The sequence below is a fragment of the Paenarthrobacter sp. UW852 genome, assembly GCF_024608385.1.
GTDB lineage: Bacteria > Actinomycetota > Actinomycetes > Actinomycetales > Micrococcaceae > Arthrobacter.
Genome location: NZ_JAMSGY010000012.1, coordinates 22,645 through 36,259 on the forward strand (window position 1 = coordinate 22,645; position 13,615 = coordinate 36,259).

Here is a 13,615-nt window from a genome sequence, read left to right on the forward strand (position 1 = left end):
TTGGGCAGATCATGACCGCACCCATCACCACCCCCATGACCGAGGCCGACCCCTACACCCTGGACCACGGCAGCACCAGCTACCGTGTGGACCGGTATGAGTTGGACCTCGACGTCAGGCTGGGCAGCAACAAGCTGATCGGCAAGGCGGTCCTGCGGTGCACGGCATTGGAACAGACAGCGCAGATAGTCCTGGACCTGGTGGGATTGCGGGCCACCAAGGTCCAGCTGGATGGCAAGAAACTCCAGAAATTCAGCCACAGGGCCCAGCACCTGGTCCTGGCCGCCCCGTCCGCGCTCAGGCCCGGCCAACAGTTCTCACTCGAGATCCGCTACGACGGCAATCCGCAACCCCGCCGTGGATTGTGGGGAGATGTTGGCTGGGAGGAATTGAACGACGGCGTACTGGTTGCCGGCCAGCCGAACGGCGCAGCATCCTGGTTCCCCTGCAACGACCACCCCCGCTACAAGTCGAGCTTCCTCATCTCGGTGACCACCGATGACAACTACCGTCCGGTATGCAATGGGCGGCTCGTATCGCACTCCCGGAAGTCCAGCAGGGAAACCTGGGTCTACGAGCAGTCCGAGCCGATGGCGACGTACCTGGCTACCGTGCAGATCGGCCGCTACACCAAGGTTCCCTTGCAGGCCGACGATACCCACCACCGGGTGCCCCAGTTCGTTGCCGTTACCCCCGAAATGGCAGCCGACGCCCTGCGGGGTCTGGAACGCCAGCCGGACATGATGCGGACTTTCGAGGATTGCTTCGGACCGTACCCATTCGCCGATTACACGTCCGTGGTCACCGAAGACGAGCTGGAAATCCCCTTGGAAGCCCAAACGGTCTCCATTTTCGGTCGCAACCATATGCGCGACGCCTGGGAATCCCAGCGGCTGATCGCCCACGAACTTTCCCACCAGTGGTTCGGGAACTCCCTCACCGTCGACAGCTGGAAAGACATCTGGCTGCACGAAGGCTTCGCTTGTTACGCCGAGTGGTTGTGGTCCGAGGAATCCGGGACCATGACTGTTGCAGCGCGGGCTACAGGGGCATGGAAGAGGCTCGACGCCGGGCCGCAGGACCTGCTCGTTGGCGACCCCGGCCCGGAGCTGATGTTCGATGACCGGGTCTACAAACGTGGGGCTTTGGCGGTTCACGCCATGCGAATGGCGGCCGGCGACGAGGCGTTCTTCGGTTTCCTCCATCACTGGACAGCCAAGAACCGGCATGGCTCAGTGTCCACGGAAGCCTTCATCGTAGCCGCGAACGCATTCATTCCGGGATTGGATGCTGCGGCCGTTCTCCGTCCGTGGCTGTACGAGGCAGCACTTCCCGCGCTGCCGCCACCGCGTTAGCCGATCGCCAAGGCGGCCACCAGTCCGTCCGGCAGCGCCCGGCCGCCGACAATGTCCAGGTCCTGCACACCGCGGCGCTCCAGCACATCCAACTCTGCCGGGTTGCGCCGCAGGCCTTCCCCAGTCATCTTCAGCCAAGCCTCTTTGCGCGCCCACAGCCGCGCGCGCTGACTATCTCGCTCCTGATCCGGGATGGTGGACAGGAAGCTTTTCTCGGTTGCGGTCAGCGCGACGTCGTCGAAGCCTTCGAAGGTTGCTTTGCCTGTCGATTCAAGATCCACTCCCAGCCGTAGTTCTTCGGGGGCATGGGCGACGCCGGCCAGCAGCACCCAGCCCGACGCCCGGGACGCGCTGAGCGCGATAGGTGCGGGGCCGCCGTCGAGCAGGAACCCGGGACGGCCGTGGTCCTGGCCTTGGCCGCACTGCGGGCAGTGATAGTTCGCCACGAGCTGCTGGGGTTCCACGTTGAGGAGCGTTGCAGCGAACTGCTGCAGCGAAATCCGGGCCGCAACGAATTCGTCCCGGTCCTTGGCGCTGGCAAACCTGGAGGCCCGACGCTTTGCCGGTTGTCCCGGGTCCGGTGGGTGCTCATCACAGGCCAGCTGGTCCTCGAGCCGGCGCACCTCGAAGACAAGGTTGTCGATCATACTTTTTCCCCGCCCCTGATTGATTCCAGAAACAAGGGAAGCAACGGGTTGGTGCTCCCGCGAAGCCAGGCAATGCCAATGTCCCAGCTCGCGGACTCCAGATCGATCTTTACCAACTGCACGCCGTCGGGGATGATGGCCGAGGCGCTGGCGGGGACCACAGCAGGGCCCGCTCCGGCGGCTACGAGGGCCACGACCGTCAGGAGATCGGACGTTTCGTACACCGTGGTGGGGCTGCACCCCAAATCCATAAACAACTCGCTCGTTTGAGCGGCCAATCCCGGCCCGCGGGCGGGGACAAGGCGGACCAGGCCCTGGTCCTGGAGCCGAGCCCGCAGACCCTTTCGATCGGTCCCCGGAGCAGGCTCACCGGCAGGGATGGCGAGCGCCAGCTGATCCCGCCGGATCACCCGGGCGGCAATGTCCTGCGGCGCAGGCATGCGCACAAACCCCACGCTGAGCGTGCCGTCACGGAGTGCGTCGAATTGCCTGGAGGAGGACATATCTTCGAGCTTGATGTCGATTCCGGGGTGCCGCGCACGGAAAGCCGCGACAGTCTGGGGCGCTACATCGATTGTCGACATCCCGAATCCGACATTGAGCACGCCTTCAGCCCCCGCTGCCACCCGCTCCATGCGGCGGGCCAAGGCATCCGCCCTGCGCACCAGGTCGACCGCGTCGACGAGCAACGCCTCGCCGCCAGGCGTCAACGCTGCACCGTGGCGCCCCCGGGTGAACAGCGTGGTCCCTGCCTGCCGTTCCAGGACCTGGATCTGCTTGGTCAGGGCGGGCTGGGTTGTGGACAGCGCCTTGGCAGCAGCCCCGAAGTTTTGGTTCACGGCAACCGCGATAAACGACCGCAAAAGGCGTAGTTCCATTTCATAACACTATCGACAGGACCAGTCCCGCTCACATACTGCGATGCGGCACGCAGACACCCAACAAATCCATTCCAAAACAGAATGGATAAGGCCGAAGTTTTCATTAGACAGAATGGGTCATCGGAAGAAGCATGGGAGAGACAAACCCAAGGAGAACCCATGCCCGATAATTCACGGCCAACACTTCGCGCCTCGGCCGTTCAGTTCGAAGCAATCCCGGACCGTCCGGACCTCAACCTCGAGACCATTCGCCGGCTCGCCACCGCTGCAGCCATGGACGGATCGCAACTGGTCGTGTTCCCGGAAATGTGCTTGCTCGGCTACTGGCACCTCCGACGACACACGCCCCAACGCTTGCATCAACTTGCCGAGACGGAGGGCGGCCCCAGCATCCTCGCCGTCCAGAACCTCGCCCAAGAGCTGGGCGTAGGCATCGGCGTCGGATATCTCGAGGCAGACAGCGACGGAAGACTCTACAACTCATACGCGGTATGCCTCCCCGACGGAGCACGGCACACCCACCGGAAGATCCATGCCTTTGAACACGAGGCGATCGACAGCGGATCCCGGTTCACGGTCTTTGACACCCCCTGGGGCGTCAAAGCCGGAATCCTGATCTGCTGGGACAACAACCTGGTCGAAAACGTCCGGGCGACAGCACTACTGGGCGCGACAGTGCTCTTGGCCCCTCATCAAACCGGTGGCACCAACTCCCGGAGTCCCAGGGGAATGAAGCCCATTCCCAGCACCTTGTGGGAAAACCGTGCAGCAGATCCTGCAGCCATTGAAGCGGCCTTCCGTGGACCCCACGGGCGCGGGTGGCTCATGCGCTGGCTGCCTTCCCGCGCCCACGACAACGGCCTTTTCATCATCTTCAGCAACGGTGTCGGCCCGGATGATGACGAGATCCGCACGGGTAACGCCATGATCATCGACCCCTATGGGGCGGTCATCGCAGAAACCTGGAGTGCAGGCGAAGCAATCGTTACGTCCGAGCTGGACCTCGGCCTGGTGCCTCTCTCAACCGGCCGGCGGTGGATACGGGGCCGCCGGCCGGAACTCTACGCCTCCCTCAGCCAGCCACAGGGCAATGAGCTCGACGCCCGAGCCGCGCGCTTCTCGCCCCACCCGGTCGAGCTCCCGTAGCTTCTCACTTCACCGAGGTCAGGTAATTCGCCAGGGTGGGCGTGATGCGGGTACCGGAGTTGGTGCTGCCACCGTTGGTGTGGATGGCGACAAGGGTGTTGGAGCTGTTGTATACGGGTGCTCCACTCTGGCCGCCGAAGGTGTCCATCTTGTAGTAGACCTTTTCGGTTGCGGAACTGTCGATGGTGCCCGTCATGGACCACATGGTTCCAAATGCCTTGTCGCCCGGGTAGCCGCGCACTGTTGCGGTGGTTCCGTTCAGGCTGGCCGTCGTACCGGTGTAATTGAGCCACCCGGTGGTGTTGCCAATGGTGCAGTCGAGTTTAATGACGCCCCAGTCGGCATTGGTGTTGGCTGAGTCGATCCAACGCTGGTCCGTGAGGAGTTGGGTAGCACCGCAGGTACCGTAAGGATCCGTCGATCCATTCCGGCCAAGGGCCACTTTGACGCCCCAGGAGTAATCCGCCGTGGAACCCGTGCCGCCCGTGTGGACACAGCGCCCGGCCGTCAGCACGGTGTCGTCGGAGATGAGGGAACCGGAACAGATGTAACCGCCATTGAATTCAATCTGCACGATGGAGCGGTTGGGTGCAGCCGTGGTGTTGGTGATACGGACCCGGCCATCAGCGCCGATGACTGAATCCGTGGAGGCGCCCCCATTCTTGGTGGGTGCGGCGATGGAATAACGGTCGGCCAACGGGGACGCGGCGGAGCCGGACGTCTGGGATTTATCCACGGTGTGGGACACGGGCTGGACCTCGGCGGACACTGGTTGCGGCGTCGGCCCCGACGCCATGGCAGCTCCTCCAAGCGAGGACGTCAAAGCCATTACCGCAGCCCCGACAAGCACAGCAACGTTCTGCTTTTTCATGGGTACCTTTCAAGGGACGGCCCTTGGAGAGCCGTGCGAGGGATGTGATACACATGTTTCACATGCGCATGACAAAACTGTCATACATGTGTGAATAGTCTGTCAAGATGCTGGGAGTGGAATCTCGATAAAACGAAAATCCCCGGAACCATGGAGAGGTTCCGGGGACTTAGCGTGCAACTGCGGGATCAGCGCTGGACAGCTCCGAAGCGTTCAGCGGCGACTGCGACAGCCGAGGCGCGTGCTTCTGACGCTTCATCGGCAGTCAGTGTGCGGTCGTTGGCGCGGAAACGCAGTCCGAAGGCCAGCGACTTCTTTCCATCGTCGATTCCCGGACCCACGTAGACGTCGAACAAGGCGACATCCTCGAGGAGTTCACCGGCGCCTTCGCGCAGGGCAGCCAATACCTGGTCAGCGGGTACGTCCTGCGGAACAACCAGCGCAACATCCTGTGTTGCAACAGGGAACCCGGAGATGTGCTTGGCAACAATCACATCAGCAGCAGCTTCGAACAGTGCTTCAACATTGACTTCGAAAGCCACAGATCGGGCAGGCATGTCATGTGCTGCCAGGAGCTTCGGGTGGAGCTCTCCCGCGTAACCCACAACATCGCCGTTCCGCAGGGAAAGCTCAGCGGCACGCCCCGGGTGGAACGCCTGGTGGCTACCCTGGCTGACAACCAGTTCAACCCCAAGAACGTCGGAAATGAGGCGGGCAACGTCCAGGGCGTCTGCCCAATCCCAGGCGCGGGGCTGGTGCGTCGCGGCAGCCGGCGAGTCGTGGCCGGTCAGGACAGCGCCGACGTGCAGCGGCTGGTGCGGGACGCCGTCGTACAACGCATCAAGCACCTCATCTGAAGGCCTGACGCCCAACGGCGGGATGGACTCCGTACCAAGCTTGTCGCCCGGAAGGAAGACCGAACCCACTTCGTACAGTGCCAGGTCGCGGAAACCGCGTGAGTGGTTGCGGCGTGCTACCTCAATGAGGCCAGGGAGGATGGACGTACGGAGGTAGCCGTTCTCCTCGCTGATCGGGTTTGCCAGCTTCAATGCCGGACGTTCCGCGCCTTCCTCCGCAACACCGAAGGTGTCGTTGGCGGCTTTGGAAACGAACGGGTATGACAGCACCTCGGTGAGCCCTGCATCAGCCAAGGCCTGGACAACACGACGCTTCTGCTGCTGGCTGCGGGTCAAGCCACGGCCCGGAGGCGCTACCGGGAGGGTTGAGGGGATGTTGTCGTAGCCGACCAACCGCGCGATTTCCTCAGAGAGGTCCTCCTTGGTTTCGAGGTCATTGCGCCAACTCGGAGCAGTCACCCGGTAGCCGGCGGCAGTCTTCTCCACCACGGCACCCAGATCCTCAAGTGAGGTAGTAATCTGCTCGTCGGTGAAGTCGATACCGATCCGGGCAGCAGCGAACTCAGCGGGCAGCTCGATGGTGACGGGATCAGGGGCGGTTCCGACGTCGGTCCCCGCCTCGTCTGCCGTACCGCCGGCCAGCTCTACCAAAAGGTCCACGACGCGCTGGGCGGCAATGTTGGCCACGTGCCAGTCGACGCCGCGCTCGAAGCGCTTGGACGCTTCGGACGGCAGCTTGTGGCGGCGACGCGACCGGGCAATGGATACCTCGTCGAAGTGCGCGGCTTCAACCAGGATGTTGGTCGTGGAATCCGACACCTCAGTGTGGGCGCCACCCATGACACCGGCGATGCCAATGGCGCCGGAGCCATCAGTGATCAGCAGGTCCTCGACGTCGAGCGTACGCTCCTTGCCATCGAGGGTGGTGATCTTCTCCCCCGTGACGGCACGCCGGACCACGATGTCGCCTGAGAGCTTATCGAGGTCGTAGCAGTGGTTCGGCTGGCCGAGCTCCAGCATCACGTAGTTGGAGATATCCACGGGCAAGGAGATGGAGCGTACTCCGGCCAGGCGAAGGCGCGAGGACATCCACGGCGGGGTGGGACGCGAAGCATCCACGCCGCGGACTGTCCTGGCCACGAAGCGATCGCAGCCCGGCTTGCCGTAGATGGGTGCGTCGTCGTTGAGCTTGACTCCGTAGCCGCCCTGGAGGGAGGCCGGCGCGTTGACCTTCGACGCCGGATCTACGAACGATGTTCCCGTTGCATGGGCATACTCCCGCGCAACACCGCGGATGGAGAACGCATAACCGCGGTCCGGGGTGACGTTGATTTCCGCTGCCTGGTCATAAAGGCCCAGCAGCTCCATGGCGTCCGTACCGATTTCGGGATCCAAGCCAATGCTGGACAGCACCAGGATGCCATCGTGGTCATCGCCAATGCCCAGTTCACGGACGGAAGCGATCATGCCGGCAGAGAGGTGGCCGTAGGTCTTGCGCGCGGAAATCTGGAAGTTCCCGGGCAGGACAGCACCTGGCAGGGTGACAACCACTTTGTCGCCCTCAACAAAGTTGTGCGCACCGCAGATGATGCCCTGCACGCCGGAAGGATCAATGCCCTTGCCGGTGAGGGTCTGCTCCTGTCCTTCGGGAACGACGCGGACCTGGCACCAGTTGATGGTCTTGCCGTTGGATTGCGGTTCCTTGACCAGGCTCAGGACCTGGCCTACGACGATCGGGCCGCTGAGTTCGTCCGTGGGACGGTGGACTGCTTCTTCTTCAAAGCCGACCTTGACCAGGTCAGCCATGACGTCTTCGGCCGTTGCATCGGCCGGGACCTGCGCGAATTCACGCAGCCAGGAAAGTGGGATACGCACTGTTAGATCTCCATCCCGAAGTGCTCGCTGAAACGTACGTCGCCTTCGATCATGTCGCGCATATCGCCGACCTCGTTGCGGAACATGAGCGTGCGCTCAATGCCCATACCGAAGGCAAAACCTGAATAGATGTCCGGATCGATGCCGGCCGCCCGGAGGACGTTGGGATTGACCATGCCGCAGCCACCCCATTCGATCCAACGTGGGCCGCCCTTTGCTCCGGGGTGCCAGATGTCCAACTCCGCGGACGGTTCCGTGAACGGGAAATAGTTGGGGCGCAGGCGGATGGACGCTTCGTCGCCGAACATCTGCCGGGCGAAGTGCTCCAACGTGCCGCGAAGGTCCGCCATGCTGAGGTCCTTGTCGATCGCAAGGCCCTCGAACTGGTGGAAGACAGGAGTGTGGGTAGCATCGAGTTCATCGGTGCGGAATACCTTGCCGGGGCACAGCACGTAGATGGGCACTTCGCGTTCCAGCATGGAGCGGACCTGCACCGGCGAGGTGTGGGTACGCATGAGCAGGTGCGCCTCGGGGGGTTCCACGAAGAACGTGTCCTGCATTTCGCGGGCGGGGTGGTCCGGCTTGAAGTTCAGGGCATCGAAGTTGAACCATTCCGACTCGACCTCGGGGCCTTCGGCGATTTCCCAACCCATGCCCACGAAGATGTCCGACACGCGATCCTGAAGCGTGGACAACGGGTGGCGTGCACCGGCACGGCGACGTCGCGGAGCGGCGGTGACATCCACAGTTTCCTCGACGAGGATCCGGGCATCGTTCTCTGCCTCCAACACCTCGGTCCGGGCTGCGAGCGCCTGGTTGACCCGGCCGCGGGAGGACCCCATGAGCTTGCCTGCAGCAGCTTTGTGTTCCTTGGCCAAGCCGCCAATTTCACGGTTGGCTAGGCTCAGGGGCGACTTCTCGCCGGTGTGGGCGAGGCGGACAGCCTTGAGTTCTTCGAGGGAGGAAGCTGCCGCGATGGCTGCGAGCGCGTCCTCGACGGCGGCGGTGATGGCGGCTTCATCCAGCGGATTCGGGCTGGCAGCGCCTGGCAAAGTGTCAGTCATCTACTGTTCTTAGCTACGAGTAGGGAGCGGCCGGCAATGCTGGCCTGGAAAACGAAAAGGGCAGTGCTCGCCGCGGACGGCTGGCACTAACGTCCAGTCTAGTTGAACGTCATGGACCTGATTTAACGCCTGTCTCCCGTCCGGCCTCCGCAGGACCCACGGGTCTAGCATGGCTTCATGACTCCCGCGCAGCGCCTGAGGCAGATCGCAAATGTCATCAACCTGTCCACGCCGTTGGGACTTGGGGTGGCGGTGGCGTCGCGCTCCCGCCTGTCGCACGGTCCCCGCGGCCTGGTGATCGCTGCCGGGTACCGCTGGAAATTGCCACATGCGGGAGCGTTCACCGTGGGGAATGTGATTCTTTACCGGGCACCCCATGGCCTGGCAGGCAGCAACGCCACCCTCCTGGGGCACGAGGAGCGGCACAGCACCCAGTATGCGTATTGCCTTGGCCTGCCCTTTTTCGCCTTCTACGGGATCGCCGCCGGGTGGTCACTGCTGCGCAGCGGAGACCCGGCGTCGATGAACTTCTTTGAGCGCCAGGCCGGCCTCGCCGCCGGCGGCTACGTTGACAACCACAAGCGTCGGCAGGGCGGACCAGCCGACCAACGAATCGAGGCTTGAGAATGAAGCGAACCATCACCGTCACCGGCACCGGCAGCGCCAAGGCCGCCCCCGACCTGGTCACGCTGACTCTCGGCGTGGAGACCCGCCGGGAGACTGCGGGAAAGGCATATGACGACGCCGGAAAGGCGGCTTCCGCTGTCGCTTCGGCTTTGCATGAAGCCGGCGTGGCCGGCGTTGACGTGCGAACGAGTGGCTTGAACCTCCGTGCCGACGTCGCATGGGTGGAAGGGCAGGGCCAAAAGGTGACCGCCTACGTCGCATCCACCACATTGCAGGTGGGCATCCGCACCCAGGCAGATGCCCCGGCTGCCATTGCTGCCGCGATTGCCGCCGGTGGGGACGACATCAGAATCAACGGTATCGGGCAAGGCTTCGCGGATACGGCTCCCATCAATGCACAGGCACAGGAGGCGGCGTGGCAGGACGCCTTGGCCAGGGCGGAGCAGTACGCCGGTCTGGCAGGCGCGCGGCTTGGAGCCGTTCGATCCATTTCCCAACAACCAGTTCCAGGCTCCCCCATTCCCATGGGCGGGCTGGTCAGGGCCTCCTTTTCCGCGGAAGCGCTCCCGGTGGAGGCCGGCGAATCGTCAGTCTCCGCTTCTGTCACGGTGGAGTGGGAACTCCTTTAATGGGTTGCTCCTGCGGGCAGCTGTATGTCCGTTGTGGTTCCAAGCGCCGTGCGGACAACCGAGGTAACGCCTTCGGCCATCACTTCAAGGGGCATGGACGGAGTGGCAGCGGCCGGTGGCAATTGCTCCGGAAGGTAGGGGACGTGGATGAAGCCCCCGCGGACCCCGGGCCTGGACGCCAGCGCGTGCATGAGCGCATAGAAGACGTGGTTGCAGACGTACGTGCCGGCTGATTGTGAGACTTCGCCCTTGATGCCGGCGATCTGGAGGTTCCGGAGTGCTGCTTTGATCGGCAGGCTGGAGAAGTAGGCAGCTGGTCCGCCCTTGACAACTTCCTGGTCTATGGGCCGTTGGCCGGCGTTGTCCGGAATCCTGGCGTCATCGCAATTGATGGCGACACGTTCCAGCGATACGCGCTCACGCCCGCCTGCCAGGCCCACGCAAACCACCACGTCAGGAACCAGGCGATCCATGGCCGCGCTCAGGGCGTCCGCCGACCCGCCAAAAACGCAAGGCAGTTCGAGTGCTTCCACCTCGCGGCCCTCGTTCCGGAGGATGTCCCTGGCACGTTGCACGGCGAGCCACGACGGATTGACCGCGTCCTCGCCGAAGGGTTCGAAGCCAGTCAGGAGAATCATGGGCCAACCCTAGCAACCCCGCCATCCGCGTCTTTGGCCTGCGCGCGGAAGCCTTGACATTTATTCGAACATACCTTCGAATAGAGACCATGAGATGGGACGCACAAGCACTTTCACCGGCACGTGGGTTGGCGTCCGATAACAGCGGCAACATGCCTTCCGGGCCTGCCCCGGCCATGGAGGCCCTGCTGCCGCTTGCCGGGCTTGTGCGTTCCGTCTCGACACCCGAATTCTCCGGAGTCACCTTCCATGAGGTCACCGCAAAGTCAGTGCTCAACAAGGTGCCTTCCGGTTCGGCCATGCCCTTTGAGTGGACGGTGAATCCCTATCGCGGCTGCAGCCACGCCTGCGTCTACTGCTTTGCCCGCAAGAGCCACACCTACCTGGAATTCGACGCCGGCCGGGACTTCGATTCGCAGGTGGTGGTTAAGATCAACGCTGCGGAGGTCCTGCGCAAGGAGTTGGCCAAGCCCTCCTGGCAGCGACACCAGGTTGCCCTCGGCACCAACACGGACCCCTACCAGAGGGCCGAAGGCCGGTATGCGCTCATGCCGGGAATCATCCGGGCGCTGGCGGACTCCGGAACACCCTTCTCCATCCTGACCAAAGGCACATTGCTGGCCCGGGACATCCCCCTGCTCAAGCATGCGGCAACCCAGGTTCCCGTGGACCTCGGCATCTCGCTTGCCATGACCAACGAAGACCTCGCAGAGCTCATTGAGCCCGGGACCCCCTCCCCCCGTGCGCGGTTTAAGCTCATAGCCCGGCTCCGTGATGCCGGCCTGGGATGCGGGGTCATGGCAATGCCCATTCTGCCGTGGCTCACGGATTCCGATGCAGCCCTCGATGCCTTGTTCACCGAACTGGCCAAGGCGGGTGCCACGGGAGTCACCGCGGGGGCCCTGTACCTCAAACCCGGGACCAGGGAATGGTATATGAGCTGGCTCGCCGCCCAGCATCCGGAATTGGTGGGCAAATACCGCCGACTGTACGGCCAGGGTTCCTATGCATCGAAGGAATACCGGAGCTGGTTGGCGGGCAGGATCAGTTTCTTCAAGGCCAAGCACGGCTTCACTGGGAGCTCCGGTTTCAGCCACCGCAATGCCCGCCCCACCGATGGTTCAGGAGCCCCTTCGGGGGCCAAAGCTGCCGCACCCTTGCCGGTACAAGAGCCGCTGTTCTGAGGCGCCCTGCGGGGCTGTGAACAGGTCGCTTACTCGTCGGCAGCCACCCGATCAAGCAGAGCCTCGACAATCGGCAGGTCCGCCGGAATCCATGCAAGTCCGAGAACGTCGTCAAGGCCGTCCAACGACATCCAGCGCAGTTCGTCGTGATCTTCCAGTGGGCGGGGCTCCCCTGCGGTCAGCTCCGCGAACCAAACCCGCATTGAAGCACGCTCGTTGAGCGTCCACCCGGCGCTGTTTCCGGATTCAAGCTCCTGGCCCAAACGAACCTCAACCCCGAGCTCTTCGGCGAGTTCCCGGTGCAGTGCGGCCTCTGCCGTTTCGCCCGTTTCCACCTTGCCACCGGGGAACTCCCACATCCCTGCGAACTGGGGAGGGGCTGTGCGGCGTGCAGCGAGAAGACGGGTGGGTGCTTCCAGGGAGTCCACGACAGCGGCGCCAACAACGTTAATGAGTCCAGTCACCGGAACAGTCTATGGCCGTTGCGTCCATGGGCATCGTCACATGCTGACGTCACCTCGCCCGAGCACGACTAAACTTGTTATCGGATTTTCTCCGCGTTTCCCGGCCGATCAGGCACCCCTCAAGAAGCAGGCTTATGACTACCACCGTGTCCCCGTCCGCCACAGCGAAAGCTACCAAGCGCCACCTTGGCATGGCCATCCTGGCCCTGGCAATGGGCGGGTTTGCCATCGGTACCACCGAGTTCGCCATGATGGGCCTCCTGAAGGAAATCGAGGAAGGGCTGCATATCAGCACCCCTGAGGCAGGCAGCCTCATCTCCGCCTATGCTTTGGGCGTCGTCATCGGCGCGCCGATCTTTGCAGCCTTCGGCGCGAAACTTCCCAAGAAGCACCTTGCCTTGGGCCTCATGCTTTTCCTGTCCGTGGCAAACCTGACCTCCTTTATCGCCCCGGACTACGGTTTCATGCTGCTCTCCCGTTTCGCCTCCGGGCTCCCCCACGGCGCGTTCTTCGGAGTGGCAGCTGTCATCGCGGCGGGCCTGGTGGCTCCCACCAAGCGCGGCTGGGCGATTTCCATGGTGATGGCCGGGCTGACGGTGTCCAACGTCATCGGCGTGCCGTTAGCCACCTGGGTGGGACAAACTTTCGGTTGGCGGCTGCTGTTCATCATTGTCGGCGCCATCGGACTTCTCACCGTTGTCATGGTGTGGAAGTTCGTCCCGTTCGAAGCCGCCCACCCGGACGCCAGCATCCGGCGTGAGCTGGGAGCCCTCAAACGCCTTCAGGTGTGGCTGGCGCTGTTGATCGGCATCATCGGCTTCGGCGGCTTCTTTGCCGTCTACACTTACATCGCCCACACGATGACGTCGGTGGCCGGTATACCCGAGAGCCTTATCCCCGCCGTCGTGGCTCTTTATGGCCTCGGCATGGTGGCCGGCAACATCATTGGCGGACGAATCGCGGACAAGTCCGTCATGGGGACCATCTACTGGGTCATGCCCGGAATCGCCGTGGCCCTGGTGGTTTACGCTATCGCGGCGCACTGGGCATGGGCAGCCTTCATCATGGCCTTCGTCGTTGGCGGCGTGGGATCCATGCTGACCCCCGCCCTGCAGACACGCCTCCTGGATGCCGCTCCCGGCGCAGCTTCCCTTGCCTCCTCCTTGAACCACTCGGCCCTGAACATTGCCAACGCACTGGGCGCTTTCCTCGGGGGCACAGTCATCGCGTGGGGTTGGGGTTATGTCGCTCCGGCACTCGTGGGTGCGGTCCTGGCCATCCTGGGCCTCGGCGTTGCAGTTGTGAGCGGCCTGCTGGAACGCAGGAAGCCGCTGGCAAGCTGACAGCCGCTGGCCGGCGCGTACAGCGCGCAGCCAG

13 protein-coding genes are annotated in these 13,615 nt (G+C 63.4%); 6 read left to right on the forward strand and 7 right to left on the reverse strand.

Translation table 11 applies throughout. The features are described 5' to 3' along the window. The first annotated feature begins 11 nt into the window (after positions 1–11). Complete coding sequence (locus NEK97_RS17830) at positions 12–1,355, forward strand: M1 family metallopeptidase (RefSeq protein WP_257371080.1); 1,344 nt, start codon at positions 12–14, stop codon at positions 1,353–1,355. Here the strand turns inward: NEK97_RS17830 and NEK97_RS17835 are convergent. Both NEK97_RS17835 and NEK97_RS17840 read right to left on the reverse strand, forming a co-directional pair. Next, complete coding sequence (locus tag NEK97_RS17835) at positions 1,352–2,002, reverse strand: 4'-phosphopantetheinyl transferase superfamily protein (protein ID WP_257371081.1); 651 nt, start codon at positions 2,000–2,002, stop codon at positions 1,352–1,354. The genes NEK97_RS17830 and NEK97_RS17835 overlap by 4 nt on opposite strands. Continuing rightward, a complete protein-coding gene (locus NEK97_RS17840; protein ID WP_257371082.1) occupies positions 1,999–2,880 on the reverse strand; it encodes a LysR family transcriptional regulator in 882 nt (293 codons plus the stop codon). Before NEK97_RS17840 ends, NEK97_RS17835 begins: the two co-directional genes overlap by 4 nt. A 162-nt stretch (positions 2,881–3,042) precedes the next feature. Between NEK97_RS17840 and NEK97_RS17845 the strand changes: the two genes are divergently transcribed. Then, on the forward strand, positions 3,043–4,029 hold the full coding sequence (locus tag NEK97_RS17845) for a nitrilase family protein (RefSeq protein WP_257371083.1): 987 nt from the start codon (positions 3,043–3,045) through the stop codon (positions 4,027–4,029). Positions 4,030–4,033: 4 nt separating this feature from the next. Here the strand turns inward: NEK97_RS17845 and NEK97_RS17850 are convergent, their stop codons facing one another. The 3 genes from NEK97_RS17850 to pheS form a co-directional block, all read right to left on the reverse strand. Then, positions 4,034–4,900 (reverse strand): serine protease, encoded by an 867-nt coding sequence (locus tag NEK97_RS17850; protein WP_257371084.1) that lies wholly within the window; start codon positions 4,898–4,900, stop codon positions 4,034–4,036. Positions 4,901–5,088: 188 nt separating this feature from the next. Continuing rightward, entirely contained in the window at positions 5,089–7,632 is a 2,544-nt protein-coding gene (gene pheT, locus NEK97_RS17855) for a phenylalanine--tRNA ligase subunit beta (protein WP_257371085.1), read from the reverse strand. Between the two features lie 2 nt (positions 7,633–7,634). After that, positions 7,635–8,696, reverse strand: a complete 1,062-nt coding sequence (gene pheS, locus NEK97_RS17860) for a phenylalanine--tRNA ligase subunit alpha (protein WP_235521858.1) — start codon at positions 8,694–8,696, stop codon at positions 7,635–7,637. Between the two features lie 177 nt (positions 8,697–8,873). On the opposite strand from pheS, the gene NEK97_RS17865 reads away from it, so the two are divergent. Both NEK97_RS17865 and NEK97_RS17870 read left to right on the forward strand, forming a co-directional pair. Then, entirely contained in the window at positions 8,874–9,320 is a 447-nt protein-coding gene (locus NEK97_RS17865) for a hypothetical protein (RefSeq protein ID WP_257371086.1), read from the forward strand. Positions 9,321–9,322: 2 nt separating this feature from the next. After that, positions 9,323–9,952, forward strand: a complete 630-nt coding sequence (locus NEK97_RS17870; protein WP_257371087.1) for an SIMPL domain-containing protein — start codon at positions 9,323–9,325, stop codon at positions 9,950–9,952. Here the strand turns inward: NEK97_RS17870 and pcp are convergent. Continuing rightward, positions 9,949–10,590, reverse strand: a complete 642-nt coding sequence (pcp, locus tag NEK97_RS17875) for a pyroglutamyl-peptidase I (RefSeq protein ID WP_257371088.1) — start codon at positions 10,588–10,590, stop codon at positions 9,949–9,951. The two genes, NEK97_RS17870 and pcp, sit on opposite strands and share 4 nt — an antisense overlap. A gap of 89 nt (positions 10,591–10,679) precedes the next feature. On the opposite strand from pcp, the gene NEK97_RS17880 reads away from it, so the two are divergent. Further along, positions 10,680–11,774 carry an Rv2578c family radical SAM protein gene (locus NEK97_RS17880; RefSeq protein WP_257371089.1) on the forward strand — a complete coding sequence of 365 codons (1,095 nt, stop codon included), beginning with the start codon at positions 10,680–10,682 and terminating at the stop codon, positions 11,772–11,774. Positions 11,775–11,803: 29 nt separating this feature from the next. Here the strand turns inward: NEK97_RS17880 and NEK97_RS17885 are convergent, their stop codons facing one another. Next, the gene (locus NEK97_RS17885) at positions 11,804–12,238 is read right to left on the reverse strand and encodes a (deoxy)nucleoside triphosphate pyrophosphohydrolase (RefSeq protein WP_257371090.1); all 435 of its coding nucleotides are present in this window, start codon (positions 12,236–12,238) and stop codon (positions 11,804–11,806) included. A gap of 134 nt (positions 12,239–12,372) precedes the next feature. On the opposite strand from NEK97_RS17885, the gene NEK97_RS17890 reads away from it, so the two are divergent. Beyond that, positions 12,373–13,581: an MFS transporter gene (locus NEK97_RS17890; protein ID WP_257371091.1), complete on the forward strand. Its 1,209-nt coding sequence runs from the start codon at positions 12,373–12,375 to the stop codon at positions 13,579–13,581. The last annotated feature ends 34 nt before the right edge of the window (positions 13,582–13,615 follow it).

Excerpts from the sequence above, each read along its gene's own strand:
- NEK97_RS17830 (WP_257371080.1), top strand. The coding sequence starts at position 12 with ATGACCGCACCCATCACCACCCCCATGACCGAGGCCGACCCCTACACC.
- NEK97_RS17835 (WP_257371081.1), bottom strand. The coding sequence starts at position 2,002 with ATGATCGACAACCTTGTCTTCGAGGTGCGCCGGCTCGAGGACCAGCTG.
- NEK97_RS17840 (WP_257371082.1), bottom strand. The coding sequence starts at position 2,880 with ATGGAACTACGCCTTTTGCGGTCGTTTATCGCGGTTGCCGTGAACCAA.
- NEK97_RS17845 (WP_257371083.1), top strand. The coding sequence starts at position 3,043 with ATGCCCGATAATTCACGGCCAACACTTCGCGCCTCGGCCGTTCAGTTC.
- NEK97_RS17850 (WP_257371084.1), bottom strand. The coding sequence starts at position 4,900 with ATGAAAAAGCAGAACGTTGCTGTGCTTGTCGGGGCTGCGGTAATGGCT.
- pheS (WP_235521858.1), bottom strand. The coding sequence starts at position 8,696 with ATGACTGACACTTTGCCAGGCGCTGCCAGCCCGAATCCGCTGGATGAA.
- NEK97_RS17865 (WP_257371086.1), top strand. The coding sequence starts at position 8,874 with ATGACTCCCGCGCAGCGCCTGAGGCAGATCGCAAATGTCATCAACCTG.
- NEK97_RS17870 (WP_257371087.1), top strand. The coding sequence starts at position 9,323 with ATGAAGCGAACCATCACCGTCACCGGCACCGGCAGCGCCAAGGCCGCC.
- pcp (WP_257371088.1), bottom strand. The coding sequence starts at position 10,590 with ATGATTCTCCTGACTGGCTTCGAACCCTTCGGCGAGGACGCGGTCAAT.
- NEK97_RS17880 (WP_257371089.1), top strand. The coding sequence starts at position 10,680 with ATGAGATGGGACGCACAAGCACTTTCACCGGCACGTGGGTTGGCGTCC.
- NEK97_RS17890 (WP_257371091.1), top strand. The coding sequence starts at position 12,373 with ATGACTACCACCGTGTCCCCGTCCGCCACAGCGAAAGCTACCAAGCGC.